Here is a 22,981-nt window from a genome sequence, read left to right as displayed (position 1 = left end):
ACACCGAAATCGCGATCATGGAGAAGGGGCTTGCATCCCGCTCGAACCGGTAAACGCAGCGGCGTTGATGTCTTGTCGGAAGCCTCACGTACTGTCCGAAGAGGTTCCCAGAGCTTCACGGGGTGGCCTCGCTCGGAGACTCGACGCGCGTTCGCGTAAGCGATATCCGAGCAGGTGAGTAGCCCTTTGGATGCCACCGGCGTCCCATCGCTCTGCGGGGTGATGGCCGAGGGGCGTGGGCTCACCGGCTGTGGTCGTCCAGCACCGGGGACCGGACGTCATCGACTTGGGCGCGGGGTCGCCCGGCTCGGGGGAGCCATCACCTGCCGGTTGGAGGGATTACTCAATGTGGTCGGATAAGAGTGGTCGAGACGCGGCGGAGTCCGAGATACCCGCTCAGGGCGGAAGCAGCCGCCGACGCCTCGGGCGCTGGCGCTCAGCCGCGACCCGCACGGTGGAGAAGGACCTGCACCGCCTGATTCGCCGGGAGCTGCAAGACCTCGGGGTCACTCCCCCGCTCGACGTTCACGATCTTTGCGAGAGGCTGAGCCGACGGCGCGGGCGTCCGCTGTTCCTCCGTGCAGCTCCGCTGCCCAAGCCCGGTCCCTCGGGCATGTGGGCGGAGTACGACACCTACGACGTGATCCTGTATCAGCAGGAGACAACCGAGCTGCACCAGGACGGGATCATCCTGCACGAGGTCGGGCACATCCTCGTGGCGGAGAAGGAGCGGGCGGCCGAGCAGTCCGCCCGCGAGACGGCGACGGCGGAGAGCACCCCTGATGGGGATGCGGAGTGCATCGACGTCGAGGGGTGGGCCGCCATGATGCCGGTCTTCGGCACCGAGGCGGTCAAGCGCATCGCTCAGCGCTGCTCGTACGACGACGGCGAGGAGTGCGCCGTCGAACTCGTGGCCACGATCATCCTGGAGTGGTCGGCCCTGCTCGCATCCTCCACTCCTCCGGCCGATGACCCCGCTTTGCGACGGGTTGAGGCGGCTCTCGGCGACCGGCGAGGATGGCTGTAGCTCGTGGAACTCCTGCTCCTGGGGCTCCTGGCCGCGCTGGTCTGGAAGCTCTACCAGTGGAAGCGAAGCCCGCACGACGCACCTCTTCGCTCCGTCACCCTCTGCCTGCTCTGCGCTGCGCTCTCGTACCCCGTAGCGATGCCCGGCGGCGCGTCGGGTGTCGACACCGTCGCCGGTCACGGGACGGCGAAGCTGATTCAGAACGTGCTGTTGCTGCTCGCGGTGTACTTCTTGATGTGCTTCTACCTCTACTCCGCCGCGGACGAGGAAGCCGGTCGGCGTAGGGCCCGCAAGGAGGGTGTCCTTGTCGCGGTCGTCGCGGTGGCGATCACCGTGGCGGCCGAATCGGTGCCGCACGAGACGTTCGCCGGCTCCTTCAGCACGGCCGACATGACCACGCCGCAGATCGCGTTCTTCTACGGCGGCGCGGGCCTCTACCTCATGTACGCGCTCGGCATGGCGTGCCGGTGGACTCGCCGCTACGCGCGCATGTCCCGGCGTCCGCACTCCACCGGCCTCTGGATGGCCGCTGTGGGTCTGGGGGCGATGGCGGTGGCGTGCGCGATCCGCGCTGTGATCGTCGCCCTCCGCGCGGCCGACGTGGAGGTGTCCGAGCCGCTGATGGCCGCCGTCGCCTTCCTCCTGGTGGCGTCCATCCTGCTCTTCGCGGCGGGCATCACGTACTCCGGAGCCCGAGCCCGTATCTCCTCCCTTCGCCTCTGGCTCCAGCACCGGCGTGATCACCGTCGCCTCGCGCCGCTGTGGGAGCTGCTGGCGGAGACGTACCCGGACAACGTGCTGCGGCCGGCGTCCGCGGCGGCCCGGGACCGGTGGCGGGCCCGCGGGGTGCACCGGCGCTACCACCGTCGCATCGTGGAGTGCCGCGACGGCCTGGTGGACATCAGCCCGTACCTGCTCGATGAGGGCGACGACGGCGCGGTCCTCAACATCGACTCCGCTGAGCTTGCCGCTCGGCTCCGCCGGGCCTCCGCCCGGATCGAGAAGGGCGCCCCCGCGCCCCGCCGCGCGGTTCCCCTCGCGATGGCGCTGGGCAGCGACCGCGAGTCCGATGTGAAACAACTGATTGCGGTATCCGACGAACTGCGCGCAGCCGCATGACCTCGCACGATCAAGGAGTCACGATGCTGATTACCGGTGGACGAGTGCTCGTCGACTCGGGGACCTACCTGGAAGACGGCGCCATCCTCATCGAGGGTGAGTCGATCGCCGCCGTCGGGCCGCGTAACGAGGTCGAAGAACGGGCCGGGGCCGACGTGCCCCGGTACGAATTCGGCGGAACCGTCCTGCCCGGCCTCATCGACGCCCATGTGCACCTGGCTTTCGACGGCGGCGCCGACCCCGTCGCGACCCTCCAGGACTCGACGGACGACGTCTTGGCCGAGGACATGCGTCGTCGCGCGGAACAGCTTCTTCGTAGCGGCGTCACCACGGCCCGAGACCTCGGGGACCGGGGCGGACTCGCCCTTCGCCTGGCATCCGAGATCAACGACCGCCACACGGCCGGACCCCGGATCGTGTCCGCGGGTACCCCGGCCACCACCCTCGGCGGCCACTGCCACTTCCTGGGCGGCGAGGTCTCCGGGGAAGCCGAGATCCGCGACCTCGTACGGCGCAACCTCGCGGCCGGGGCCGGCGTCATCAAGGCGATGGTCACCGGCGGGGGCCTGACGAAGGACGGCCCCAAGAGCCACCAGAGCCAGTTCTCGGCTGAAGAGCTTGTTGCCCTGGTGGATGAGGCTCACGCCGCAGGTGTCCCCGTCGCGGCCCATGCACACGGCGCCGACGGCATCGCCGCCGCCGTTGAGGCGGGCGTCGACACCATCGAGCACTGCACCTGGATGTCGAGCGATGGCCTCGACTTCCGGCCCGACGTGGTCCAGCAGATCATCGCGAAGGGCATCACCGTGTGTCCGGCCGTGAGCCCGCACTGGCAGATGCTCCCGCGCTTCTTCGGTGAGGAGCGCGCCGCCGCCATGTTCGATCTGGTGCGGCAGATGGCTGACTCCGGTGTCCGCCTGATCGCCGGAACCGACGCTGGCGTTCAGCGGGCGGGCTTCGACGGCTTGGTTCCGGCGCTCGGGTTCTACGCGCACCTGGGTCTGTCGAACGCCTCGATCATCGACATGGCGACGTCACGGGCGGCGGAGGCCCTGGGCCTGGGAGACGTGACCGGCAAGGTCGCTCCGGGCTTCCGCGCGGATCTCCTCCTGGTCGACGGTGACCCGCTCGCGGATCTCTCCGCGCTGAGCGGGGTGCGGGCCGTGTTCGCCTCGGGCCTGCGTCACGAGCCGACCGGCGCGGACCAGTAGGCGATGAACCTGGTGCCCTGCTTCCCGACCCCTCCGGGCACGGGAAGCAGGGCACTAGCCTTTGCTGCCTGGATCGGTCCGTTCAACGACTTCGCCGGCGATGTCGTTCAGGATCGACAGAACATCGGCCGGCAACCCCTCGCCGGTCATCCCGCGAGCCCGGACCCGGCCCACCTTCCCCTGCTTGGCCGCGTACATGAGGCGCAGGGCTTCATAAGCCTGTGCCGCGACGGCGTCGTTCTCCTCGAAGTACAGCTTTGAGACGTCGAAGAACTTGGCCAGACCTTCGAGGACCACGGGCAGCGGGTCGACCTTCGCCCCCGTCCGCAGATCTTCGATGTCTGCCGCCGAGACGACCGCGGAGCCCGCGTACGCGTTGACCGCGTCCGCGATCTCCTGGTCCTCCGGTGACGGGCGGCCGGGGTAAGAGTGCTCTAGGAGCATGGTGATCTTCTCGGCCAGCGTCTCAGGGGCCTTCTCGGGCTGGTCCTCTCCGAAGGATCGCGCCTGCGCGCGTTTCAGCTCGTCCTCCGTCACGCCGTACGCCTCCGCCAGGGCAGGGATGTACTTGTCCTTCAGACGGCGGACGCCCTGTTCGGCACCCGCCAAGGGGCCGTCGCTCTTCGTCCCGATGATCGCCCGGGTCTCGTACCGGTAGAGGCCGGCGTCGCATCGTAGGTCCATCAGATCGGGCAAGCCGTCCCGCGGAAACAGATCGTCCAGGTCCCGGTTCAGTGCCCTGGCTAGAGCTGCCAACTTCTCCTGATCGGGTGTCGCCGCCCCCGACTCCCACCCTGCCACCGTCGATTCCGCAGCACCGAGGGCAGACGCCACATCGGCCTGCGGCACGTCGGCAGCTCGACGTACCGCGCGCACACGATCTCTGTCGAAACGGCGAGCTGGCATCGGACCTCGTTTTTGGGGTGAACCGAGGAAACCTCGGACTGTTGACTTTTGATGCGAACCAAGATAGCTTCATCTTAGCGAAAAACGAGGGGGTTCGCACCCCTCTCAGCTTTCGCCCACCTGCGGTTCCCATCGTGGACCGGTCCGGTGGAGAGGGGTTGCCGCGCATCACTCGGGCGCGGCCCTTCCCCTCAAAACGCCATCGGCGTCCGAGAGTTCGCACCTCTCGGACGCCAGACAGCTCGTGATCCGCGGCCCCCTGACAGGGGCGCTGGTCACTCGCACGGCCACTCCGTGTCCTTTCGCACGGCACGACGGAGCGGCGTACCGCACAGAGGAGTGTCGCATGTCCCCTACTACGGACTGCAACCCGAAGGTGGAGATCCCTTCGGGCGTGGCTGAACGGCTGGCTGCGCAACTGGCGTCCATGCTGCCGGAGGCCGCCGTCGTACAGGTTCGCCTTCAGGGGCCCCGGACCCTGTGGCCGCACCTTGGCCTGACGGCCCTGACCGACCGAGGTCGTCACCTTCGCGTCCCTCGGGCCAAGGCGCTCACCATCGCCCGGTGGATCATCCGCTCGTTCCCCCACGCGGGATGGGCGGCCTCGGGCCACGCCTTCGACCTGCGAACGGCTGAGCTGCGCGGGCTGGAAGCGTGATGGCGGCCGTGGCACCGGCGAGCGCCGGACCGGCCCTGGACGTGCAGGGACTCGTGGCCGTTGTCGATCTCTTGGCCCAGGCCGGCGGCCTGGATGCCCTGCTGGGCAATCGGGCGGCGGATTCCCGCGACAAGCGTCTGCACATCGGATACAGCGAGGCTGCCGAACGTCTGAACATTCCGGAGAAGTGGTTGCGTGAGCGCATTTCGACGCTCCCGCACCGGAAGTTCGGGAAGTTCGTTCAGTTCACGGAGGATGACCTCCACGCGATTTCTGATATGCACTTCGTCAGCCCTGGCGCAAAGTCCCAGAGGGACGACGGGTCGGCGCTGATGGCGCTTCAGCCATCAAAGCGCTCTCGTAAGCGTTCCTGATCTCCTCTCGCGCCCGACTGTCACCAATCGCGGCGCTGCGAACATCGCGAGATATCAATGAGCACTCACATATCCGGCCTCATCGAGGCTGCGCACCAGGGAAATTGGCTGCCTCTCATCGAGGAGTCGAAGAAGGCTCCGGGGAAACACTGGGCCGAATCTGCTCGGTGCACGAACCAGGACATCAACATGTTCGTGCCTCTCGCAGACGGACCACGAGAGGACCCCGACGTGGTGAAAACCAAGCTGGGAATCTCTCTTAACCGTCCGCGTAATTTCTGCGGGTCATGCCCGCTGGCCGTCGCTGCCCGATGCCTGGTGGAATCCCTCAAGGATGACGACGAGTACGGAATCCGGGGCGGGCTTTTGGCCTCCGAGCGCGCAGGGCTGCGGCTCGCGTGGCAGGACCGGGACACCGAGAAAGCCGTAGAAAGCGCGCTTCGAGGATGCACCGCACCCCTGACCAAGCCTGCCAGGGACACCGTGATCGCCCGCTTCGCCACCGATCCCACCTTGGACGCCGCCGCCGTCGCGCGCGGGCTCGGAGTGACGCACGAGTACCTGTTGAAGCTCGCACGTCGCTACCGAAAGTCGCAGGCCGGACAGAGCGCCCCGTCGCTCCGAGTCGTCGCCGCCTAGAGCGCTCCCGAAGAAACGATCCTTCCGCACGGCGGACCCTGCGTCCACGGGAGTTCTCCCCATGCTTCAGAACAACCCCTGCGGACTTCGGCCCACGGATATGTGTGCCGCGATCCGCGAGATTGCACCTACGGCCGCGCTCGTGCGGGTTTACCCCCAGCGTCGGTCTGTTACCCACCTCTTCGAATCGGACTTCTACCGCATGCTCATCGACCGCAGGACCGAAGAAGAAGTGGCCCGCGTGATCAGGCGCGGATTCGGAAAGCTCGCAGACTGGCGCCTTGCCCATGATTTCTACCTGCCGACGGCAACTCTGTACCTCACTCCGGAGCCGCACCAGAACGGCTACATCCCGGAGGACGACAATTCTTTCGGCCTTGCCCGCCACCGTCGAATAGCGATAGCTGGCGGTGAGCGCTGATGAGCGACATAGTCACCGAACTGATCTGGTCGCAATCAGAGTCGCGCCGGGGCTCGCGTCTCGTCATGCTGGCACTGGCCCGTGAGGCGGACGACGACGGCAAGGCCACGCTGACCCTGGACGACATAGCCGGAATCACCCGCCTGACGCCGCGTTCGATAACGAAGTGTCTGGGGGAGCTGGCGAACCTCGGGGAACTCAGCCACGAGCGGGGAGGCGGAGCCTCCAACCCCAACACGTACTCGATACTGCTGCGCCCGGCGGGCGACCGTACCGGTTCGGAGAAGGAACTTCCCACTCTCCCCCCTGAAGGTCCGGGAGAGGGTACTAAGTTCCAGGAAGTTGTTTCCCAGAACTCCACTCCAGTGGCCGGAAGTGGGAAGTTTCAGCGCACAGATTCGGAAGTTTCTTCCTCGCGCGTACGTGGTGGTAATACTCCCTACGGGAGTATTACCACCACCAAAGAGCAAGCTAGCTTGCTGAGACCGCGCCGAGAGAACTCAGCCGACAAGCAGGACTCGGTGAAGGTTCCCGACGGAGCGAAGGACCTGGTAACAGCCATCACCGGAGCTGGAATGCTCGTCGGCTGGCGGCTGACCGAATCCGAATGGGACCGGGTAACAGCTCTCGCAGCGCGCTGGGGAAATGAACGTCTGGTCGAGATGGTGGCGCGTCGGTGGAACGCGGACCGGCCGCCACAGTCCGCCCGCTATCTGCTGCGCATCTGGGCGGATCTCCCGTCGCACGCTTCCGCCGCAGCCTCCCAAGGAAACGTCGTGCCGCTGCGCCGACAGCCCGCGGGCTGGATTCCCTTTCAGAACACCGCCGCCCCCAGCGCCTACCAGAACGGATTTTGATCATGGCTGAGCCGGAACGCGCGGGCAGCGCCAGGTCAATGCGCGCCATGGAACGAATACTCGCTGCGAAGGGACTTCAGGTCGTGCCGGACTCCGACCCTGCCGATGAGACACCGGAAGAGAACCCCGGAGACCTCGAATGGCACAGCCGGGCTCGGGCCGACTACGCCCTGACCCGCTGGCGGCGCGCGACCCCTCCCCGGTTCCGTGACGCGGAGGCCACGCTGCCGGAGGTCGTCCAGTGGGCCGACCGCGCCCTTGCGGACAACGCCGCCGCTGGTGCTCTGCTCCTCACCGGCCTCACGGGGACGGGCAAGACGCACCAGGCGTACGGGGCCCTGCGAAGGATCGCGGCCGGCGCACCGGACCGCTTCGAGCTGATCGCCGTGAACTCGGCGGACATGTACGGCAACCTGCGGCCGTCACAGGTCATGGGCGCCTCGGAACACGAGCTGCAACGGCTCAGCCGGGTCCAGTACCTGTTCCTCGATGACCTAGGTACGGCGAAGACGTCGGAATGGACCGAGGAGGTGACGTACCGGCTGATCAACTACAGGTACAACCACTGCCTGCCGACGATCATCACGTCCAACCTTCCGGCCCGCGACGAGAACGGTCCGGACCTGAGCGACTTCGTCGGGGCGCGCGTGGCGAGCCGCCTGGCGGAGATGGTCACGACCCTCGTGCCGATGATCGGCGCCGACCGGCGTCGTGGCGGGAGGGCGGCCTGATGCCCGTCCGCCTTCGCGGAGCCTCCCGCGATGCCGCCGCACTGTCCACAGCCTGTGCATACGTCGGTCCGCTCAGCCGGTACGCGAACCCCTTCGTGGCCGGGGCGCGCTCGCCGCTCGGTCCCCCGATGGACGGCGCGGAAGCCGTCGATCTCTTCGCCGCCACGCTCCGGGGCCCGGTAGGCCGCCACTACGCCGCTCGCTTCGCCCGAGCGCTGCACGGGCTCGACCTGATGTGCACATGCGCTCTTGACGCTCCGTGCCACGCGGACGTTCTTCTCCGTCTCGCCAACGAGTCCGGCGACGGAACCGCACTTCGCACCACCGATCTTCTGGAAGGCCCCCGATGAGTCACCTGATCATGTTCGCTGCGGCCAAGCACCTCACCACCGCGGAGGAGAGGCGCACGGCCGCTCGGGAGGCGGCGTTCCGCACCTGGGGTCCACGGTCGATCACGGCCGCCTCGAAGTACGCCCGCACCCTCCTGGGGGACGCCGCAGTCACGCTCGACTGGGAGGTGCTGGGCCTGCTGAGCTTTGAAGAGCACCTGCAAGCCGTCGCCTCGCTCGACACGACCGGCGGCCAGCACCTGGAGCTCTACTACACCGACCAAGGCGGCACCGAACGGATCTCGCTGCGGGTCTCGTGCGTGAGCTGCCCGAGTCAGCATGTGCACCAGGTGACGTCTCTGGAGCAGTTCGGACAGCTCCTCTCGCAGACCCCGGCCTGGTCTGACATCGCGCCCCGCGAAGGGGGCAACCTCTGATGTCGCACACGCACATAGACACGGCGGCGGGAACCGAACGGCAGGGCTACAACCTGCGCGGCATGACGGCCTGGGACCGCAGCGCGATCATCCTGCTCGGCGCGGCCGGCTTCGCCTTCTCGTACGACGCACTGCGTCAGATCGCCCTCGCCATCCACGCCAGGGAGACCCTGAGCTTCCTGTTCCCGGTGTTCATCGACGGGTTCATTGCCTACGGAGTGCGGGCCATCGTTCTCCTGCGTCACGAGCGGTTCGCCGCACGGTTCTACGCGTGGGTTCTGTTCCTCTCGGCGACCGGGGCGAGTCTCGGCGCGAACGCTCTGCACGCGATCACGCTGAACGGCTCACAGGAGGCCGGACGGTCCGCGCTGCACCTGACGGACGGCGTCGTGGGGGTCCTGTCGATGCTCGCGCCGCTCGCGCTGGCGGGATCGGTCCACCTCTACATCCTGATGGCGCGGACGGCTGAGCGGGCGGTCCCGGACGGGACGGAGACCGGTCCCGGACCGGTCCGGGAGGAGACTCCGACGCTCGAACGCGTCGCGGTCGAGCCGGGGCCTCGTCCGCTGGAATCTCCCGGGCAGACGGCACCCCGACCGCTGCCGGGCGGTCCGTCCGCACCGGTAGGGCCCCCCGCCCCCGCCGTTGACCTGCGGAAAGTCGCGGCTCGGCCCGAGGGCCCTGCGGGCGTGGCCGGTGCGGCGTCCTCCCCGTCCGCGGAGCCGGACGACGGGCAGACGGACGACGGGACTGCGGACGGACCGGGCACCGACTCGCCGGGCCAGGGGCCGACCACCGGTCCTTCGTCGGCAGCCGATCCGTCCGCTCCGGCGGCGGTCCGCGATGCTGCGGACGGGGAAGGGCCGTCCGTCCCGGACGGCCCGGAGGGCTCGCAGGACCGGGAGGCGGACGACGACTGGCTGACGGAGCTGCTGCCCATCGCACAGGCCGCCTGCGACCAGGCCGGACGGATCAGTCGTGAGGTTGTCGGCGACGCCGTCCGCAAGCACCAGGCGATCAGCAACGACCGCCTTGGGGTGCTCCTGACCCGGCTGAAGGAAGAGGACGCCGAGGGGGCCAAGACACCCGCCGCTGCCTCCAGCGCCCTGTGGTGATTGCATCTCATGACGGGCCCGGGACCTGGGCGGCTCGCGCCGTGCAGGCCCCGGCCCGGCCCGCTTGATCAGGAAGGAACGACGATGTGGTCTCGCCGACGCGACCGGGCGGAGGACACCGTCCGCGCCGATGCCGCACAGTCAGCGTCCGTGCTCGCGCAGCACCTCCACGACGGAGGCGGTCTTGTGCCCGTCCAGGTGAGCGGCCTTGCCCTTGCGGCCGGTGAACTCGCCTTCGCCGATGTGCTGTGTGCCGCCGCCCGCTTCTACGGGACGGACGTCGACTACCCGACCTCGAACGGGTACTTCGAGCACCACCCGACCTTCGGCCGGCGGTGGGTGAGCAACCGGCGCCTCGACGCCCGTCGGCGCCAGGAAGCGGAGGACGCCGCCCTTCCCCAGTGGCGCGATCACACCGCGGCCCGCGTCGTGCTCACCTCGGCCGGGGTGCGGCTCCTGCCGCGAGGCGCCCGCGAGTGGATGCCGTTCGACCACGCCCTCCTGACCGGCGTCACCGCCGAACCGGCCACCGTCGTGCTCTCGTACAGCACATGCGCGCCCCTGCTCCTGTCCGGCCCCGCCGCGCCGTGGCTCGGCGTAGCGATCGAGCACCTGCGCCACGGGTCCGCATAGGGCCTCAAACCTCCCTCGGGACGAAAGCCGGAACTTAATTCCAGGAATTAAGTTCCGGCTTTTTTCGTGATTCGAGTTGTCCGCGAACCCCTGCAAGGATTCAGGCACGGCCAACGCCACAAGGCACTTTCCGGCCGTAGAGGTCACTCACGATCTCGCCCGAATCACGGAAGGGGCTGATGGCCTTGATATGAGTAACGCGCCCGGCAGCTCAACCGTCTCGCCAATGCGAAACACGATCGAACCCTTCCGCAAATGAGACAGGCAGATAGAGCTACACGCTCCGGCCTGCTTTGCGATTTCCCCGGCCTTCGCCGGTAAAGCCCGCAGGGAGAATCCCCCTTCTTCCTGCGAAGGAGTGGTGCGGCCCTCCGCCCCCGCAGGGCCGCACCGCTCGCTCTTCCGAAATCCCATGCACCAAGGTTGTGGTCCCCGCATGCCTCGATCCACCCGTTTCATACCCATATCAGCCGCAATAGGAGTGGCTGGTTCTCTGGCCTTCCTGTCGACCGGCTGCTCCAGCGCGGTCAACGACACCTCCGCGGCCCCGACTGCGTCGGCACAGCCGCGATCCGTCTCGGCGGGCGTCCCCGGCACCGCGACGCCGCACAGCGGCGCTACCGCATCCGCCTCAACTGCCGCTCTCCCGAACGACGTCGAGAGGACCGCGTGGGCCTTCGCCGTGGCCTACGCGGAGCACGACGCCCGCGACGGTGCAGACAGCTCGTACGCGGATGCCGGCGCTCGGGCCGCCCGGCTCGCCTCGGGGGAACTCGCGGGCGTGCTCGCCCAGAAGCGTCCGGGCCAGGATGCCGCCTGGGCCGCCCTGCGGGCCGAAAAGGCTCGCCAGTCGGCCAAGGTCACGGCGGCCGTGGTTCCGGACGGTGCGCCCGCGGTGACGGCCTCCTCCGCTCTCGTCCGCGTGAGCTACACCCTCACGACCACCCCCAAGTCCGGGCACCCGCGCAGCAGTAGTGAACAGCTCGCGCTCCGCCTGGAGCACACCTCCGAGGGCTGGCGCGTCACCGCCTTGCCCTGGGCGTGACGGGCCGCGATGAACAAGGGCACGCAAGCGAGCCTGGGGCTCGTCACGGCCGGGCTCATCACCGGTGTCGCCATGCTGACCACGTTCGGAGGGGCTGATAGCGCCTCCGCGCAGGAGGCCGGTCCGGGTGGCGGCATCACGACGGACGCCCCCGTACCGGGCTGGGTCCGTGAGCTGATCAACAAATACGCGGGCGAGTGCCCGCAGGTCACAGCCTCGCTCCTGGCCGCTCAGCTCTACACAGAGAGCCACTTCAACTCGGGCGCGACCTCGCCCGTCGGCGCCCTCGGTATCGCTCAGTTCATGCCGGGGACCTGGGCCCAGCACGGCAAGGACGGCGACGGGGACGGGATCAAGGACGTCCGCAACCCCGCGGACGCCATCGCCGCGCAGGCGGCCTACGACTGCACCTTGGCCGCCGAGGTCAAGAAGGTGCCGGGCGACTCGACGGACAACATGCTCGCGGCCTACAACGCGGGCGGCGGCGCGGTGATCAAGTACGGCGGCATCCCCCCGTATCCCGAGACCCGCGACTACGTCCGCAACATCCGCTCGCTGGCCTCGAAGTGGGCCGACGCCGTCCGTCCGGACGCTCCGGCCGGCAAGGGCGCCGCCCGCGCGATCACGGCCGCGAAGACCGCTCTGGGCACTTGGTACCAGTGGGGCGGCAGCTGCGTCATGCCGTACAAGGGCATGGGCGGCTGCGACTGCTCCTCGCTCACCAAGATGGCCTGGTCAGCGGCGGGAGTGAACCTTCCGCGCACCACGTACGACCAGGTCCACGCAGGGACCGCCGTCAAGGCCGTCTCCCAACTCGCGCCGGGCGACCTGCTGTTCTCCGTCCCCGGCTCCGCCGGACCTGAGCACGTCGGCATGTACATCGGCGGCGGCCAGGTCATCGACGCCCCGCACACCGGCGCTCAGGTGCGGATCAAGCCGCTCAGCTACTGGAAACCGCAGATCATCGCGATGCGGCACGTCGGCTAATCACGCCAAAACATCCCAAACCATTTCCTACAGCACCAAGGGGCTGAACATGCACAACCTCCTTTCTGCCGCTGCCGATCCCTCCCTGCACACGACCCTCGCCGCCGGTGCCGATGTCGTCAGCGGGGTGAAGCCTGACTGGGGCCCGTTCGGCAAGCTCGGCGGGACGGCGAAGGTGATCCTCGGCGTCATCGCGGCCGTCGTCCTCGTCGTCGGCGCCGGTGCCTTCCTCGCCGGTGTCGGCAAGTCGAAGGGCTGGTTCGGTGAGGGCCACTCCACGATGGACAGCTCGCGCGGCAAGGGGATGATGGTCGGCGGTCTGACCTGCGTCTTCCTCGTGGCCAGCTTCGGCACCATCTTCGCCATCACGTACGGCATGGGTGTGTGACCTATGGCTCCCCGATCCCGGAGGAACGTTTCCTCCTCGAAGACCAGCGGAGCGCGCCGCCCGTCGGCGAAGCTCTGGGGCATCGCGGCCGGCGGTGCTGCGGTGGTCACCGCGGCCGGGGTGGTCGTCAGCATGGCGACCGGTACCCCTCCGGCTGCGGCCCCCTCCGCGTCCGCACCTGCACACTCGGCTCCTCAGCAGAGCGGCGAAGGTGTGCGCGAGCTGCACGGCGTGCCCGTCGGCTACCCGCACACCCGCTCCGGCGCCAAGGCAGCGGCAGCCAACTACACGACCGTTGCCGGAAGTTCGCGCTTCCTCACGGACAAGGACGCCCGGCACGCGGCGGTGGCCGTCATGGCGGCCAAGGGCACGGCCGAAGCGGCGGTGAAGAAGGCCGACCACGCGGCCGGTGACGCGGCCGGCTCGCTGCGGGGGGACACCTCCAAGGTCTCCGCCAAGAAGGCCGTCGCCCGTACCGGCGTCCTCTCCGCTCACGTGCTCAGCTCGGACGCCCACGGCGCGATGGTGCGGTTGTGGACGACGACCGTGCGCGGCAGCACGGCCGGGCACGCGACGCCGAAGGCGGGCTTCCAGTCGGTGACGGTCACGCTCACCTGGGAGTCGAACGACTGGAAGCTGAAGGACAGTTCGGCCTCCTCGGGGCTGGTCGCTCCGATCGACGTACGGCAGGCGTCCAACGTGCCGGGCGACTTCTCGGACTACGTTGCCGCCGCTGCAGAAAGCCCCGTGCTCAGCGGCGCCGAGGGCCGGAGCGGCTTCCCGGCCCCGTACTCACACGATGAGCGCGGCGCGCGTGCAGCCGCCGTCAGCGCCACCATGCTCTACGGCGACCCGCGGTTCTTCACCAATGAAGACTGGCGGCACCGGATGCTGACGGCCACCGCCGCGTCGAGCGTGCTGCACTCGGTCACGTCGGACAGCGACTCGACGGCTCGACTGGTCACGGAGAACAGGGGGGTAGGCCGGGACGGCACGACCGCCGACGGCAGCGAACTGATCACGCGGACCGCAGCGCTCGCCACCCGCTCGATCTCCTACTCCGACCAGGCCGCAAGCATCGAGCTGTGGACGGCGTCGGTGGGCGGCGTCGCCGGGAAGGACGAGACGCAACGTCCCCAGGTCGCCTTCCTGCGGATGACCGTGGATCTGGTCTGGGAGCACGGCACCTGGAAGACGACGGCCGTCACCCCGTCCGAACCGCTCGTACCGTCGCCGCCCGCCATGCAGGAAGCGGACCCGGCCGACAGCTTCGCGGACGTGGGGGGTGCCAGCAATGCGCCTGCGACTGCGTGATGACGCCCCCGGCCTGCTGACCGTCGAATGGGGAACGCCGGGTCGCTGGCGCCGCCGACTCCAGGCGGTGGCGATGGTCAACGTGATCATCGGGTTCGTGTTCGTGCCCTCGGCGGTCGCGAATCCCTTCTGCTACATCCCGATGGTGTGCGAGGCGAAGGCTGCCATCGATTTCGTCAAGGACCCGCTGGGGTTCCTGCTCCAGAAGCTCACCGAGGCCAACATTTGGTTTCTGAGAAAAATGTTGGAGTTGATCCAGAACACCACGAAGATCGACCTCACGAGCCCCGGCTTCCTGAAGCAGTACGCGATCATCTTCGCGGCCTCCAGCCTGCTCACCGTGGCCCTGTGGCTGATCGCCGTGGCCAAGAGGGCGGTCCGCGGAGTCGCCGTCACCACCGCGGTCTCCGAGGCGATCGGCTTCCTGCTCCTCCAGTTCGTGGTCAACGCGATGACGCCGGGTGCGATCGCGCTGCTCATGAAGGCGATTGACGAGGTCACGGCCATCTTCGAGCCGTACGCGACCTCGAACTTCAAGCCGTTCCTGGAGAACATCCTCAAGGTCATGGCCTCGAACCCCACCGAGGGCGTGGGACAGCTGCTGGTCGTCAACCTGATCATGATGTGCGGCGCGCTGCTGATGTGGATCGAGCTGCTGATCCGCAGCGCGGCCATCTACGTGGCTGTCGCACTCGGGCCCATCGTCAATGCGGGGCTGGTCGACCGCGACCTGTGGAACAAGAGCAAGAAGTGGTTCGGTGCCATCTTCGCCATCGGCCTGAGCAAGCCGGTCCTCTTCGCCCTACTCGGCCTCGGCGGCGCGATCCTCAGCGACACCTCGGGAAGCATGTCCGACGCGGTCTCCAAGACCCTGGTCGGCGCGCTGATCCTCCTGCTCGCCGTATTCGCGTCCGCCACCCTCTACAAGTGGGTGCCTGCCTTCGGCGACGAGATGGCCAGCCTCCACCACGACCGGAAGAGCGCCCAGTCCTCCGGCCCGGCCGCCGCGATCGACGGTCCTGGCCAGCACGCCAACCGGGCGATGGGCGCGCGGGTGCAGGACTCCTTGGTCGGCGGCTCCAAGTCCGCCGGTGCCAAGACCGCGGGCGCGAAGATGGGCGGCGGAACGGCAATGGCCGGACCCGTCGCAGCCGGGGCCGCCGTCGCTAAGGCCGGCGTCGACGTCGCGAAGAACAAGGCTGCCCAGTCCCCGGGCGCACAGGGCACCAACGCCGCAGGCGGCGGCAAGCCTGAACAGGCCGAAGGCCAGCAGGGCGGCGAGGATACCTCTGGTTCGTCCGGAGCACCGACCGCCGCACGTCCGCAGGGAGCAACCTCCGACCCGGTTGTCAGCTCGTCCCTGCCGGACTGGTCCTCGGCCGGTGGCCACGCCTCGGCCGGACGCCCGCCGGGAGCTAACGGGGCACCGAGCACTGTTCAGCCGCCCTCGCCGTCGCCGCCCAGTCCGGGCACTTCGGGCCCGACCCCGCCCGCCACTCCCTCCTCCGCATCAGGAACCACCTCGGGCTCCGGGCCCTCCGTCACGCCCCCGCCGCCGTCGCGGCCCTCGGGCGGACAGGCACCCGGACGACCGAACCCCAGCAAGGATCAGTGACACCTCATGTCGACTCGTACGTATCAGTTCGGAAAGCACCGCCCGACCGGGCTGGTGGGCCGCCGCGACCTCGGCGAACAGGTCGTCCTCGGCAGCGGAGCCGTCACCGGCATCCTGTTCGGCTACCTCTTCAACGGTGTCACGGCCGTCGCCGCGACGTGCCTGGTCCTGCCGATCCTGCTCGCCCTGGTCATCGTGTACGCCCCGTACCGGCCCAAGGGCACGTCCCAGCGGCGCACGCTGTACCGCTGGTGGCGGATCAACCGCTACCACCGCAAGGCGCTCCGCCGCACCGGCGGCGTGTGGGTGTCCCCGGCCTTCGAGGCCGGCGTGCGCCGCGACGGCACCCCGCCGGACACAGCCCTGGCGGAGCCGGAGGGCGTCACCGGGATGACGTGGGTGCCGGTCACGGTCCGCGGACAGCAGGCCGTCGTGGTCCTCCAGCCGGAGGCCGGGTGCGTCACGGCAACCCTGGAGATCGCCTCGCCCGGCCTCGGCGGCAAGGAGGTCGGTGAACAGGTCGTCGCCCTGGAGCGCTGGGGCGAACTCCTCGACGCCTTCGGCAACGTCGAAGAGCACCCGGTGAAGAGGGTTCAGGTCCTTGCCCGGCAGATGAAGTCCGACCCCTACGCACACCAACGATTCATCGCGCAGCGCGACGAGTCGGCGGCGACGACGGACGCGCCGCAGTGGCTGAAGGACTCGTACGACGTGCTGGCCAACGCCGTGTCCACTTCTGCGGAGGAGCACCGCTACTACATCACCATCCACGCGAAGTTCACTCGCGACCTGGCGGCGGAGGGTGCCGCCCGCGGAACCGGTGACGAAGGAGTCGCCGCCGCGATGGCCGCGTACCTGGATGAGCTGTGGTCCCGCGCGGAGGACGCTGACCTCTCGGTGATCGCGCCTCTGGACGAAGGCCGGATGACCGCGTTCATCCGGAACTCCTACGACCCGGACCATGCCATCTGGGACACCGACCTTCGGCAGGCGCACGCCTTCCCCCGCAACGTCGACGTCCGCGACGGCGCCCACGTCGCCACCCGCGCGGCAGGCTCCACCGAGAGCTGGTACCACGCCACGGCCGCCGTAGTCGGATGGCCCACCACCCCCGTTGGACCGGATTTCCTCTCGCCCCTGCTGATCGGGATGCCCGACGTCATCCGCACCATTTCGATCACGCAGCAGCTCGAACCGAACGACAAAGCCGTGGAGCGGATGCTCGCGGAGGACACGAACAACCAGGCCGAGATGGACCGCGACCGTAAGCGCGGCAAGAACATCGACCCGCGCGACCAGATCGCCGCCAGCGCTACGGGATCACGCGGCATGACCCTGGCCTCCTCCGGTGCGGCCGGCTCTGCCGTCGTCGGCTACATCACCATCTCCTCGCGCAGCGCCGAAGAGCTGGAGCGCACCAAGCGCACCACCGCCTCCCGCGCCCGCAACGCGCACCTTCGGCTCGAATGGCTCGACCTCGAACACGCCCGCGCCTTCGCCACGACCCTGCCCCTCGCCGGAGGCATCAAGTGACTGACCTCCTCGACCTCGCCCCGCTGTCGCCGATGCACGAGACGGTGCGACGTCCCCTCTACACCGAGACGACCACCAGCCAGGCCCTGTACCTGCCCATCGCACCGCCGACCCTCGGCACGGCGGGCGCGATCATCGGCCGGGAGCTCTACTCCGGTAAGGCGTTCATCTACTGCCCCTTCAGCGCCTTCGGCGACGGCCTGCCCGGCGGCAACATGATCGTCATGGGCGACACCGGCCGGGGAAAGTCGGCCCTGACTAAGACCTACGCCGCCCGACAGATCCGCCTCGGCCGTCAGGTCGTCGTCCTCGACACCAAGGAGCAGAAGGAGCGCGAGGAAGGCGAGTGGGCCGCGCTCGGCCGCTCGCTCACTGGCAAAGCCCCGGTCCGGTTCGCCCCCGGCGGAGGCCGCGGTTCCTCGTGCATCAACCCGATGGACCCTGCCATTGCGGGCAAGCGGCAAGTCGAACTGGTCCGCACGATCGTTGAACTCGGTCTCGGGAAGGCCCTGGACGAGTTCGCCGGCTCTGCCCTGCGGATCGCGATTCGCAGGGCCCACCAGCGGGCGGGCGAACTCGGCCGTACCCCGGTCTTGGCCGACGTCGCCGCCGCGCTGCGCTCCCCGGAGGAGTCCGACGCGACGGCCAAGAAGCGCACGCGGGATGAACTCCTCGGTGACGGCCTGGAGGCGTCCTACGTCCTGGACCGGCTCTGCGGCAGCGAGCAGGACGCCACCGGCGACCTCACGGGCATGCTCGACGGCCCGACCAGCCTGGGCGTGGATCTCGACGCCGACATGATCGTCTTCGACCTGACCAAGGTCCCGTCCGGCGGCGTGGCCATGACCATCCTGGTCGCCGTGATCTCGGTCTTCCTCGAAGAGGTCTGGCTGCGCCCGCTGTGCGAATGCGGGACGGAACCGGGACAGCACGACCGCGTCGTGGTCGACGCGAACTCCGGAGCCTGGGAGCTGGGGCCGAACCCGAACACCGGCTGCCGCCGCTACACCCAGCGCAAGCGCATCCTCGTCTGCGAGGAAGCCTGGCACATCCTCGGGACGCCCCAACTCGCGGCGTTGTTGGAGAAGTTCCTCAAGTTCGCGCGGGGATACGGCCTGTCCTGCATCTTCATCGTCCATCACCTGTCGGACATCGACGACAGCCCGGAGACCCAAGCGGCGCTGAAGATGGCCGACACCATCGTGATCTACAGCCAGAAGAAGGCCGAGGCGGAAGCGACGGTGGCCCGGCTGGGCCTGCCGTCCTGGACGGCCGAGCACATCATGCGCCTGCGCCGCGGGATCGCGCTGTGGAAGGTCGGCGAAGTGATCTACCCGGGTGTCCAGCACCTCTTGGTGGAAGCCGAGCAGCACCTGTGCTTCTCCTCCGGCTCGATGACCGACCTGACCAGCACCTTCCCGGATGCCGAATGAGCGGATACCGCCACCTCGCCGCCGCCGACCCCTTCCACGCAGATTCGGAACGAGCCCCCTCCATGACTGTCACCACCGACCCCACCACGCTCCCCGCGGACGAACACGCGGTTCGTCAGGACATCGACAAGCTGCACGCCGAAGCACTCGACCTCGCCCGGCGCACGAAAGAACTGGCCCTCGTCCTGGACCACGGCGACTACTCCGCCGCCGGAGGACGCGTGCGTACGGCCGTCGCCCATATCTGGCGAGCCGCCGAGGACCTGCACAGCGCCTTCCACACCGCGCCCCCGCGCTGTGCCGGGCCCGACGCGTCGATGTCGCGGCTGTGCGGCCGGCGGATGCGCTACCTGGCAGCCCGCGTCGCCCGAAGGGCCGAGTAATGGACATCATGCCTGGCGGAATCTCGCTGGCCCTGTACGCCGTGACGGCCGTGTTGGCGGTGGCCCTCGTGACGCTTTGGTTCCTGCTGAACCGCGGACGGCGCAACGCCGGGTTCGCAAGCAAGGGACAGCTCAAGCGCCAGATGTCGGCAAAAGCAGTCCTGAAGGCCACCGAGATCCGGCCCTCCCTCACCAGCGACGACGGCCACCGCAGCCGCGCAGCCGGGGTGAGTTTCGCGAAGAACCGCCCTGCCGCTCGCTGACCCTCTCTCCTCCTCGCCCACCTCGCTCCGGAGTACGTCATGCACCACCCCCTCGATCCGCACGATTTCGGCTACTCGCTGGGCACCTCGCAACGCCCGAAGGGCGTCGATCTCTGGTCCCGTGCCGACAAGGCATGCCGGGTCATCGGCCCGATGGGCAGCGGAAAGACGCTGAGGTTCTTCGCCCCGCTCGTCCGCCGCTGGGCCGGGCCGGTCCTGGCCACCTCGACCAAGCCCGATCTGGTCGAACTGACCCTCGACGCGCGGCAGCGGGACGGGCGCCCCGTTGCGGTCTTCGACCCGCAGAACATCGCTCCGAGCCTCCCGCGCTTCCGGTGGACGCCGATCAACGGCGCAGCCGACACGGAGGTGGCGATGATGCGCGGGAAGGCGTTCGTCGCGGGCTCGCGCACTCCCAACAGCGCGGCACAGTCCAGCGAGGGCAGCGCCTTCTACAAGGGGCAGGCTTCCAAGATCCTCGCTGCCTTCTTCCACGCCGCCGCCCTCGACGGCGCGTCCCTCGACTGGGTGCTGCGGTGGGCCCGCAAGCTGACCGACCCGGCGCCCCTCGGCATCCTCAACGCTCACCCGGGCGCCGGCCCCGGCTGGGCGGACATGCTCCGCACGGCCACCACCGGCGACAGCCGCACCGTCGGCAACACCGCCTCGACCCTGGACGCGGCTCTCGAACCCTTCATGCACCAGTCGGTGATCAACGCCCTCCAGGGAGACGGAGAAGACCCGACGGACTTCGGCGCGTTCCTCGACGCCGGGGGCACCCTCTATCTCCTGGGCAAGGACTCGGAGGTGAACAGCGTCGCACCGCTGACCACCGCGATAGCCGAAGACCTTCTGGACCTCGCGGAGGCGCACGCCCTCGCCTCCCCGGCCGGGCGGCTCGACCCCGCTCTACTGGCGGCCCTGGACGAGGCGCCGAACATCGCGCCCATCCCCTCCCTCCGCCAACGCGTCGCCGACGGCCGGGGCCGTGGCATCACGGTCGTCTACGGCCTCCAGGCGTGGGCGTCGGCTCGTGCCCGCTTCGGCGAGGACACCGCCAAGGAGCTGGCGGCCTTCACCAACAACGTCGTTGTCCTGCCTGGGGACAAGGACCCCGACTTTCTGAAGGACATGTCCGACCTGTGTGGTCAGGTCGAGCGGGAGCGCACGACGAAGACCACGTCCGGCGGGGACCGCGGCGGCCACTCGACGGCCACGCACATGGCGCTCGAACCCGTCCTTCGAGGAGACGAGATCAGGCGTCTGCCCGAGGGACACGCCCTGGTCCTCGCGGACAACCTCCCGCCGATCGTCACCCGGCTCGACGGCATGTGGACCTGGGATTCCTGGGCCGAGATCGAGGGTCACGTCCGTGACCTGCGAGCCGCCAACGAAGCCGAGCGGACCCGGCGGGCCACCGAGGAGAAGAACCAGGCCAAGGCCCACGCGGCGGCGTGGGCCGGCCGTGAAGGGGCGGCTGCCGCATGACCGAGACCCTGACTCGCTTCGAGTCCTTTCCCGAGCCGCCCGCGCTGATCCTGGAGTACATCGCGGAGCGGAGCACGGAGGAGTCCGTGGCCGCCGACGGTCCCGCCCCGTGGGACCTCGGCGCCCTTTCCGCCGAGTTGATCGGGCCGATGCCCGCGTGGCTCGACTCCGTGTGCCGCTGGCTGAACGGGCGGTACGCCTGGCAGCCGCAGGACGTGATCCCGCCCTGCTGGGCGAAGCACGAGGGTCTGGCATACGAGATCGCGGCCCTGGCCTTCGCCAGGGGAGACGCGTATGCGGAGGCTGGGTCGTCAGTGATCTGGCACGAGCAGTACGACCGATTCCTCACGCGGATGAACAAGGCGCTGGGTAAGGCCGGAGATGAGTGCCGAGTTGGGCGGCATGAAGATCGTCCGTCCCGGTTCCAGCTCGCAGCTTGGCCCGCCTCCGCCGATGGAGTCGCCGAAGTACCCGCGCCAGGAGAACGAGTCAAGGAGGCCGCCAGATGATGGCTGACCCCCACATGGTCTTCTCGATGGACCCCCATCGCGGACTGGTGGCGCGGAGCGGTTGGGAGCAAGAGGAAGCTCGAACCGTGCTCCGTGATCTCGGGTGGGAGTGGGCGGAGGAGCTGCACGCGCTCGTACCGCCGGACGATGTGCCGGAGGTCGACGCCGGAGTTCAGGCAGTGCAGGAGCTGCACCTTCACGGTCACCGCACCGGGTACGCCGTGGGACGTTACGGCACTATGCGGTTGACTCTGGACCGTGCAGAGCAGGTGCTCACAAAGGCCGTCGCACTGGGCACTTCCGAGTCTCGGCCCGGTGAGCAACCAGCCAGGACGGAACGGCATCGATCGGCGTACGAGGACATGCCTCCGTCAGAGGAACCGGTCTCGCCCAAGGGCCCCGAGTCTCCGGCGATCTAGAACGACTCCTCCAAGATCGTTGTATCGGCCGTCAGCGTTCGAGGAGCCTCGCGGGGCTCCTCGAACGCCGCCCCGGTTCACTGGCCAGCTTCGGCGGCCAATCCCGGGGCGATCCGTGCACACCGAGCGGCGTACTCCTCAAGGTGATGGGCCCGGAACTGCTCGGCATCCCAGTCCTCTTCGCGGACCTCTCCGGCCGGCCAGACATAGGCGAGCCCATGCCCACCCGAGGTCAGCGACACCTCGCGCAGGTCGTAGCGGTCGTCCTCGAAGGCGTCGAGGATTACCCACTCCCTTCGGCTGAGGTCAGTGAGAAGCACTCCGGGGGCCACTGAGCCGGGCGCCGCCACGAGCCCTGGGTAGACGCGACCCTCCAGGGACGCCGCGCGCCAGCCGGGCACGCAGGCCGACACCCGCCGTGGTATCCGGCCTATCAGCGCTTCGAGGACGTCATCGAACTGGAGCGTTCCGTACGCGAACAGGAGTGCGGCGTCAGGCGAGAGTCGGTCCCGGCGGCCGGATGTCGCCGGGACTGGGGCGGTCTGTGCGGTTACGTGGCGCATGATCGTTCCGGTCATCACGAGCTGGCCAGGTACATGGCGTCGTAAGTCGGCGACTCGGGGGCGTGCTTAATCTCCCCCATCACCGTGTACCCCCACCGAATGTAGGCATCGTGGGCCGGCTGATTGTCGATGATGCAGGTCAGCGTGGTGGCGCTCTCGGCACGTCCGGTAATCACGGTGTCGTGGATCTTTCTGCCGAGGCCCTGGTTCTGGTACTCGGGGAGGACCATTAGTTCCCGGAGCCAGAAGATCTGTCCGGCGTTCGCAAGACTCTGAAGCTGTGACGGCCTTCGGGCACCGAGCGAAACCCACCACGGCTTGTCGGCGGGCAGCGTGGCACCGTGCACGTAGCCGATGATCTGCCCGTCTCGGCGCGCGGTCACCGTCTCGAAGCCCTCACTGTCGAAGGCGGCTTCCAGCCGCTCCCGGAAGGAGTCGACGGAGAAGAACGGCTCGCCGATGTACGGGGGCGTGTCGTATACCCGGGCATACACCTGGACCAGTTCCTCGGTGATGGCCTTGACTGACGCCCCGTCGTACCGCTGGTACTCCGCTTCCACTGGTTGCATCTCTCCTTATGCGTG

The 22,981-nt window shown here is 68.6% G+C and carries 27 protein-coding genes; 24 read left to right on the top strand and 3 right to left on the bottom strand.

The genetic code is table 11. The annotated features are described in order from the left end of the window. Positions 1–346 precede the first annotated feature (346 nt). The 3 genes from I3F54_RS28165 to I3F54_RS28155 are packed head-to-tail and all read left to right on the top strand — an operon-like array spanning position 347 to position 3,357. Positions 347–1,027: a hypothetical protein gene (locus tag I3F54_RS28165; RefSeq protein WP_240121742.1), complete on the top strand. Its 681-nt coding sequence runs from the start codon at positions 347–349 to the stop codon at positions 1,025–1,027. 3 nt (positions 1,028–1,030) lie between these two features. Continuing rightward, the gene (locus tag I3F54_RS28160; protein WP_240121741.1) at positions 1,031–2,146 is read left to right on the top strand and encodes an MAB_1171c family putative transporter; all 1,116 of its coding nucleotides are present in this window, start codon (positions 1,031–1,033) and stop codon (positions 2,144–2,146) included. Positions 2,147–2,169: 23 nt separating this feature from the next. Continuing rightward, entirely contained in the window at positions 2,170–3,357 is a 1,188-nt protein-coding gene (locus I3F54_RS28155) for an amidohydrolase family protein (RefSeq protein ID WP_240121740.1), read from the top strand. 54 nt (positions 3,358–3,411) lie between these two features. On the opposite strand, the gene I3F54_RS28150 is transcribed toward I3F54_RS28155, so the two are convergent. Beyond that, the gene (locus I3F54_RS28150) at positions 3,412–4,233 is read right to left on the bottom strand and encodes a helix-turn-helix transcriptional regulator (RefSeq protein ID WP_240121739.1); all 822 of its coding nucleotides are present in this window, start codon (positions 4,231–4,233) and stop codon (positions 3,412–3,414) included. A 376-nt stretch (positions 4,234–4,609) separates the two neighbouring features. On the opposite strand from I3F54_RS28150, the gene I3F54_RS28145 reads away from it, so the two are divergent. From I3F54_RS28145 to I3F54_RS28045, 21 genes are all read left to right on the top strand, one after another. Continuing rightward, complete coding sequence (locus I3F54_RS28145; protein WP_240121738.1) at positions 4,610–4,921, top strand: transcriptional regulator; 312 nt, start codon at positions 4,610–4,612, stop codon at positions 4,919–4,921. Next, complete coding sequence (locus I3F54_RS28140; protein WP_240121737.1) at positions 4,921–5,295, top strand: helix-turn-helix domain-containing protein; 375 nt, start codon at positions 4,921–4,923, stop codon at positions 5,293–5,295. Before I3F54_RS28145 ends, I3F54_RS28140 begins: the two co-directional genes overlap by 1 nt. A gap of 57 nt (positions 5,296–5,352) precedes the next feature. Next, entirely contained in the window at positions 5,353–5,934 is a 582-nt protein-coding gene (locus tag I3F54_RS28135) for a WhiB family transcriptional regulator (protein ID WP_240121736.1), read from the top strand. Between the two features lie 61 nt (positions 5,935–5,995). Continuing rightward, complete coding sequence (locus tag I3F54_RS28130) at positions 5,996–6,355, top strand: hypothetical protein (RefSeq protein WP_240121735.1); 360 nt, start codon at positions 5,996–5,998, stop codon at positions 6,353–6,355. After that, positions 6,355–7,212 (top strand): hypothetical protein, encoded by an 858-nt coding sequence (locus tag I3F54_RS28125; RefSeq protein WP_240121734.1) that lies wholly within the window; start codon positions 6,355–6,357, stop codon positions 7,210–7,212. The genes I3F54_RS28130 and I3F54_RS28125 overlap by 1 nt, the downstream gene beginning before the upstream one ends. Positions 7,213–7,259: 47 nt before the next feature. Next, positions 7,260–7,943: an ATP-binding protein gene (locus I3F54_RS28120; protein WP_240121733.1), complete on the top strand. Its 684-nt coding sequence runs from the start codon at positions 7,260–7,262 to the stop codon at positions 7,941–7,943. Beyond that, positions 7,943–8,293 carry a DUF4326 domain-containing protein gene (locus I3F54_RS28115; RefSeq protein WP_240121732.1) on the top strand — a complete coding sequence of 117 codons (351 nt, stop codon included), beginning with the start codon at positions 7,943–7,945 and terminating at the stop codon, positions 8,291–8,293. The genes I3F54_RS28120 and I3F54_RS28115 overlap by 1 nt, the downstream gene beginning before the upstream one ends. Then, positions 8,290–8,709 (top strand): DUF6195 family protein, encoded by a 420-nt coding sequence (locus I3F54_RS28110; protein WP_240121731.1) that lies wholly within the window; start codon positions 8,290–8,292, stop codon positions 8,707–8,709. Before I3F54_RS28115 ends, I3F54_RS28110 begins: the two co-directional genes overlap by 4 nt. Then, positions 8,709–9,824 carry a DUF2637 domain-containing protein gene (locus I3F54_RS28105; RefSeq protein WP_240121730.1) on the top strand — a complete coding sequence of 372 codons (1,116 nt, stop codon included), beginning with the start codon at positions 8,709–8,711 and terminating at the stop codon, positions 9,822–9,824. The genes I3F54_RS28110 and I3F54_RS28105 overlap by 1 nt, the downstream gene beginning before the upstream one ends. Before the next feature lie 84 nt (positions 9,825–9,908). Then, a complete protein-coding gene (locus I3F54_RS28100) occupies positions 9,909–10,457 on the top strand; it encodes a hypothetical protein (RefSeq protein WP_240121729.1) in 549 nt (182 codons plus the stop codon). A gap of 481 nt (positions 10,458–10,938) precedes the next feature. Further along, positions 10,939–11,502: a hypothetical protein gene (locus tag I3F54_RS28095; RefSeq protein WP_240121728.1), complete on the top strand. Its 564-nt coding sequence runs from the start codon at positions 10,939–10,941 to the stop codon at positions 11,500–11,502. 9 nt (positions 11,503–11,511) lie between these two features. Next, a complete protein-coding gene (locus I3F54_RS28090; RefSeq protein ID WP_240121727.1) occupies positions 11,512–12,489 on the top strand; it encodes a bifunctional lytic transglycosylase/C40 family peptidase in 978 nt (325 codons plus the stop codon). 49 nt (positions 12,490–12,538) lie between these two features. Next, the gene (locus I3F54_RS28085) at positions 12,539–12,877 is read left to right on the top strand and encodes a hypothetical protein (protein WP_007447287.1); all 339 of its coding nucleotides are present in this window, start codon (positions 12,539–12,541) and stop codon (positions 12,875–12,877) included. Positions 12,878–13,090: 213 nt separating this feature from the next. Beyond that, positions 13,091–14,191: a hypothetical protein gene (locus tag I3F54_RS28080; RefSeq protein WP_240121726.1), complete on the top strand. Its 1,101-nt coding sequence runs from the start codon at positions 13,091–13,093 to the stop codon at positions 14,189–14,191. After that, positions 14,172–15,806, top strand: coding sequence for a hypothetical protein (locus tag I3F54_RS28075; protein WP_240121725.1), 1,635 nt, complete (start codon positions 14,172–14,174; stop codon positions 15,804–15,806). Before I3F54_RS28080 ends, I3F54_RS28075 begins: the two co-directional genes overlap by 20 nt. A gap of 6 nt (positions 15,807–15,812) precedes the next feature. After that, the gene (locus I3F54_RS28070) at positions 15,813–17,339 is read left to right on the top strand and encodes an SCO6880 family protein (protein ID WP_240121724.1); all 1,527 of its coding nucleotides are present in this window, start codon (positions 15,813–15,815) and stop codon (positions 17,337–17,339) included. Next, positions 17,336–18,772, top strand: a complete 1,437-nt coding sequence (locus tag I3F54_RS28065; protein ID WP_240121723.1) for an ATP/GTP-binding protein — start codon at positions 17,336–17,338, stop codon at positions 18,770–18,772. Before I3F54_RS28070 ends, I3F54_RS28065 begins: the two co-directional genes overlap by 4 nt. A gap of 62 nt (positions 18,773–18,834) precedes the next feature. Beyond that, positions 18,835–19,155, top strand: coding sequence for a DUF6238 family protein (locus I3F54_RS28060; protein WP_240121722.1), 321 nt, complete (start codon positions 18,835–18,837; stop codon positions 19,153–19,155). Then, the gene (locus I3F54_RS28055) at positions 19,155–19,418 is read left to right on the top strand and encodes a hypothetical protein (RefSeq protein ID WP_240121721.1); all 264 of its coding nucleotides are present in this window, start codon (positions 19,155–19,157) and stop codon (positions 19,416–19,418) included. Before I3F54_RS28060 ends, I3F54_RS28055 begins: the two co-directional genes overlap by 1 nt. 39 nt (positions 19,419–19,457) lie before the next feature. After that, entirely contained in the window at positions 19,458–20,906 is a 1,449-nt protein-coding gene (locus I3F54_RS28050; protein WP_240121720.1) for a type IV secretory system conjugative DNA transfer family protein, read from the top strand. Continuing rightward, a complete protein-coding gene (locus tag I3F54_RS28045) occupies positions 20,903–21,415 on the top strand; it encodes a hypothetical protein (RefSeq protein WP_240121719.1) in 513 nt (170 codons plus the stop codon). Before I3F54_RS28050 ends, I3F54_RS28045 begins: the two co-directional genes overlap by 4 nt. A gap of 496 nt (positions 21,416–21,911) precedes the next feature. Here the strand turns inward: I3F54_RS28045 and I3F54_RS28040 are convergent, their stop codons facing one another. Beyond that, on the bottom strand, positions 21,912–22,412 hold the full coding sequence (locus tag I3F54_RS28040; RefSeq protein ID WP_240121718.1) for a gamma-glutamylcyclotransferase family protein: 501 nt from the start codon (positions 22,410–22,412) through the stop codon (positions 21,912–21,914). Continuing rightward, positions 22,412–22,957, bottom strand: a complete 546-nt coding sequence (locus tag I3F54_RS28035; RefSeq protein WP_240121717.1) for a GNAT family N-acetyltransferase — start codon at positions 22,955–22,957, stop codon at positions 22,412–22,414. The genes I3F54_RS28040 and I3F54_RS28035 overlap by 1 nt, the downstream gene beginning before the upstream one ends. Positions 22,958–22,981 lie beyond the last annotated feature (24 nt).

Source organism: Streptomyces sp. MUM 2J (assembly GCF_022414535.1).
GTDB lineage: Bacteria > Actinomycetota > Actinomycetes > Streptomycetales > Streptomycetaceae > Streptomyces.
This window is presented reverse-complemented; position numbering and strand designations above follow the sequence as displayed.

Bases quoted from the DNA above. Each gene is read 5' to 3' on its own strand.
- I3F54_RS28075 (WP_240121725.1), top strand. From the start codon at position 14,172: ATGCGCCTGCGACTGCGTGATGACGCCCCCGGCCTGCTGACCGTCGAA.
- I3F54_RS28060 (WP_240121722.1), top strand. From the start codon at position 18,835: ATGACTGTCACCACCGACCCCACCACGCTCCCCGCGGACGAACACGCG.
- I3F54_RS28165 (WP_240121742.1), top strand. From the start codon at position 347: ATGTGGTCGGATAAGAGTGGTCGAGACGCGGCGGAGTCCGAGATACCC.
- I3F54_RS28115 (WP_240121732.1), top strand. From the start codon at position 7,943: ATGCCCGTCCGCCTTCGCGGAGCCTCCCGCGATGCCGCCGCACTGTCC.
- I3F54_RS28100 (WP_240121729.1), top strand. From the start codon at position 9,909: ATGTGGTCTCGCCGACGCGACCGGGCGGAGGACACCGTCCGCGCCGAT.
- I3F54_RS28135 (WP_240121736.1), top strand. From the start codon at position 5,353: ATGAGCACTCACATATCCGGCCTCATCGAGGCTGCGCACCAGGGAAAT.
- I3F54_RS28120 (WP_240121733.1), top strand. From the start codon at position 7,260: ATGGAACGAATACTCGCTGCGAAGGGACTTCAGGTCGTGCCGGACTCC.
- I3F54_RS28050 (WP_240121720.1), top strand. From the start codon at position 19,458: ATGCACCACCCCCTCGATCCGCACGATTTCGGCTACTCGCTGGGCACC.
- I3F54_RS28130 (WP_240121735.1), top strand. From the start codon at position 5,996: ATGCTTCAGAACAACCCCTGCGGACTTCGGCCCACGGATATGTGTGCC.
- I3F54_RS28145 (WP_240121738.1), top strand. From the start codon at position 4,610: ATGTCCCCTACTACGGACTGCAACCCGAAGGTGGAGATCCCTTCGGGC.
- I3F54_RS28040 (WP_240121718.1), bottom strand. From the start codon at position 22,412: ATGACCGGAACGATCATGCGCCACGTAACCGCACAGACCGCCCCAGTC.
- I3F54_RS28105 (WP_240121730.1), top strand. From the start codon at position 8,709: ATGTCGCACACGCACATAGACACGGCGGCGGGAACCGAACGGCAGGGC.
- I3F54_RS28110 (WP_240121731.1), top strand. From the start codon at position 8,290: ATGAGTCACCTGATCATGTTCGCTGCGGCCAAGCACCTCACCACCGCG.
- I3F54_RS28090 (WP_240121727.1), top strand. From the start codon at position 11,512: ATGAACAAGGGCACGCAAGCGAGCCTGGGGCTCGTCACGGCCGGGCTC.
- I3F54_RS28140 (WP_240121737.1), top strand. From the start codon at position 4,921: ATGGCGGCCGTGGCACCGGCGAGCGCCGGACCGGCCCTGGACGTGCAG.
- I3F54_RS28070 (WP_240121724.1), top strand. From the start codon at position 15,813: ATGTCGACTCGTACGTATCAGTTCGGAAAGCACCGCCCGACCGGGCTG.
- I3F54_RS28085 (WP_007447287.1), top strand. From the start codon at position 12,539: ATGCACAACCTCCTTTCTGCCGCTGCCGATCCCTCCCTGCACACGACC.
- I3F54_RS28045 (WP_240121719.1), top strand. From the start codon at position 20,903: ATGACCGAGACCCTGACTCGCTTCGAGTCCTTTCCCGAGCCGCCCGCG.
- I3F54_RS28155 (WP_240121740.1), top strand. From the start codon at position 2,170: ATGCTGATTACCGGTGGACGAGTGCTCGTCGACTCGGGGACCTACCTG.
- I3F54_RS28125 (WP_240121734.1), top strand. From the start codon at position 6,355: ATGAGCGACATAGTCACCGAACTGATCTGGTCGCAATCAGAGTCGCGC.
- I3F54_RS28055 (WP_240121721.1), top strand. From the start codon at position 19,155: ATGGACATCATGCCTGGCGGAATCTCGCTGGCCCTGTACGCCGTGACG.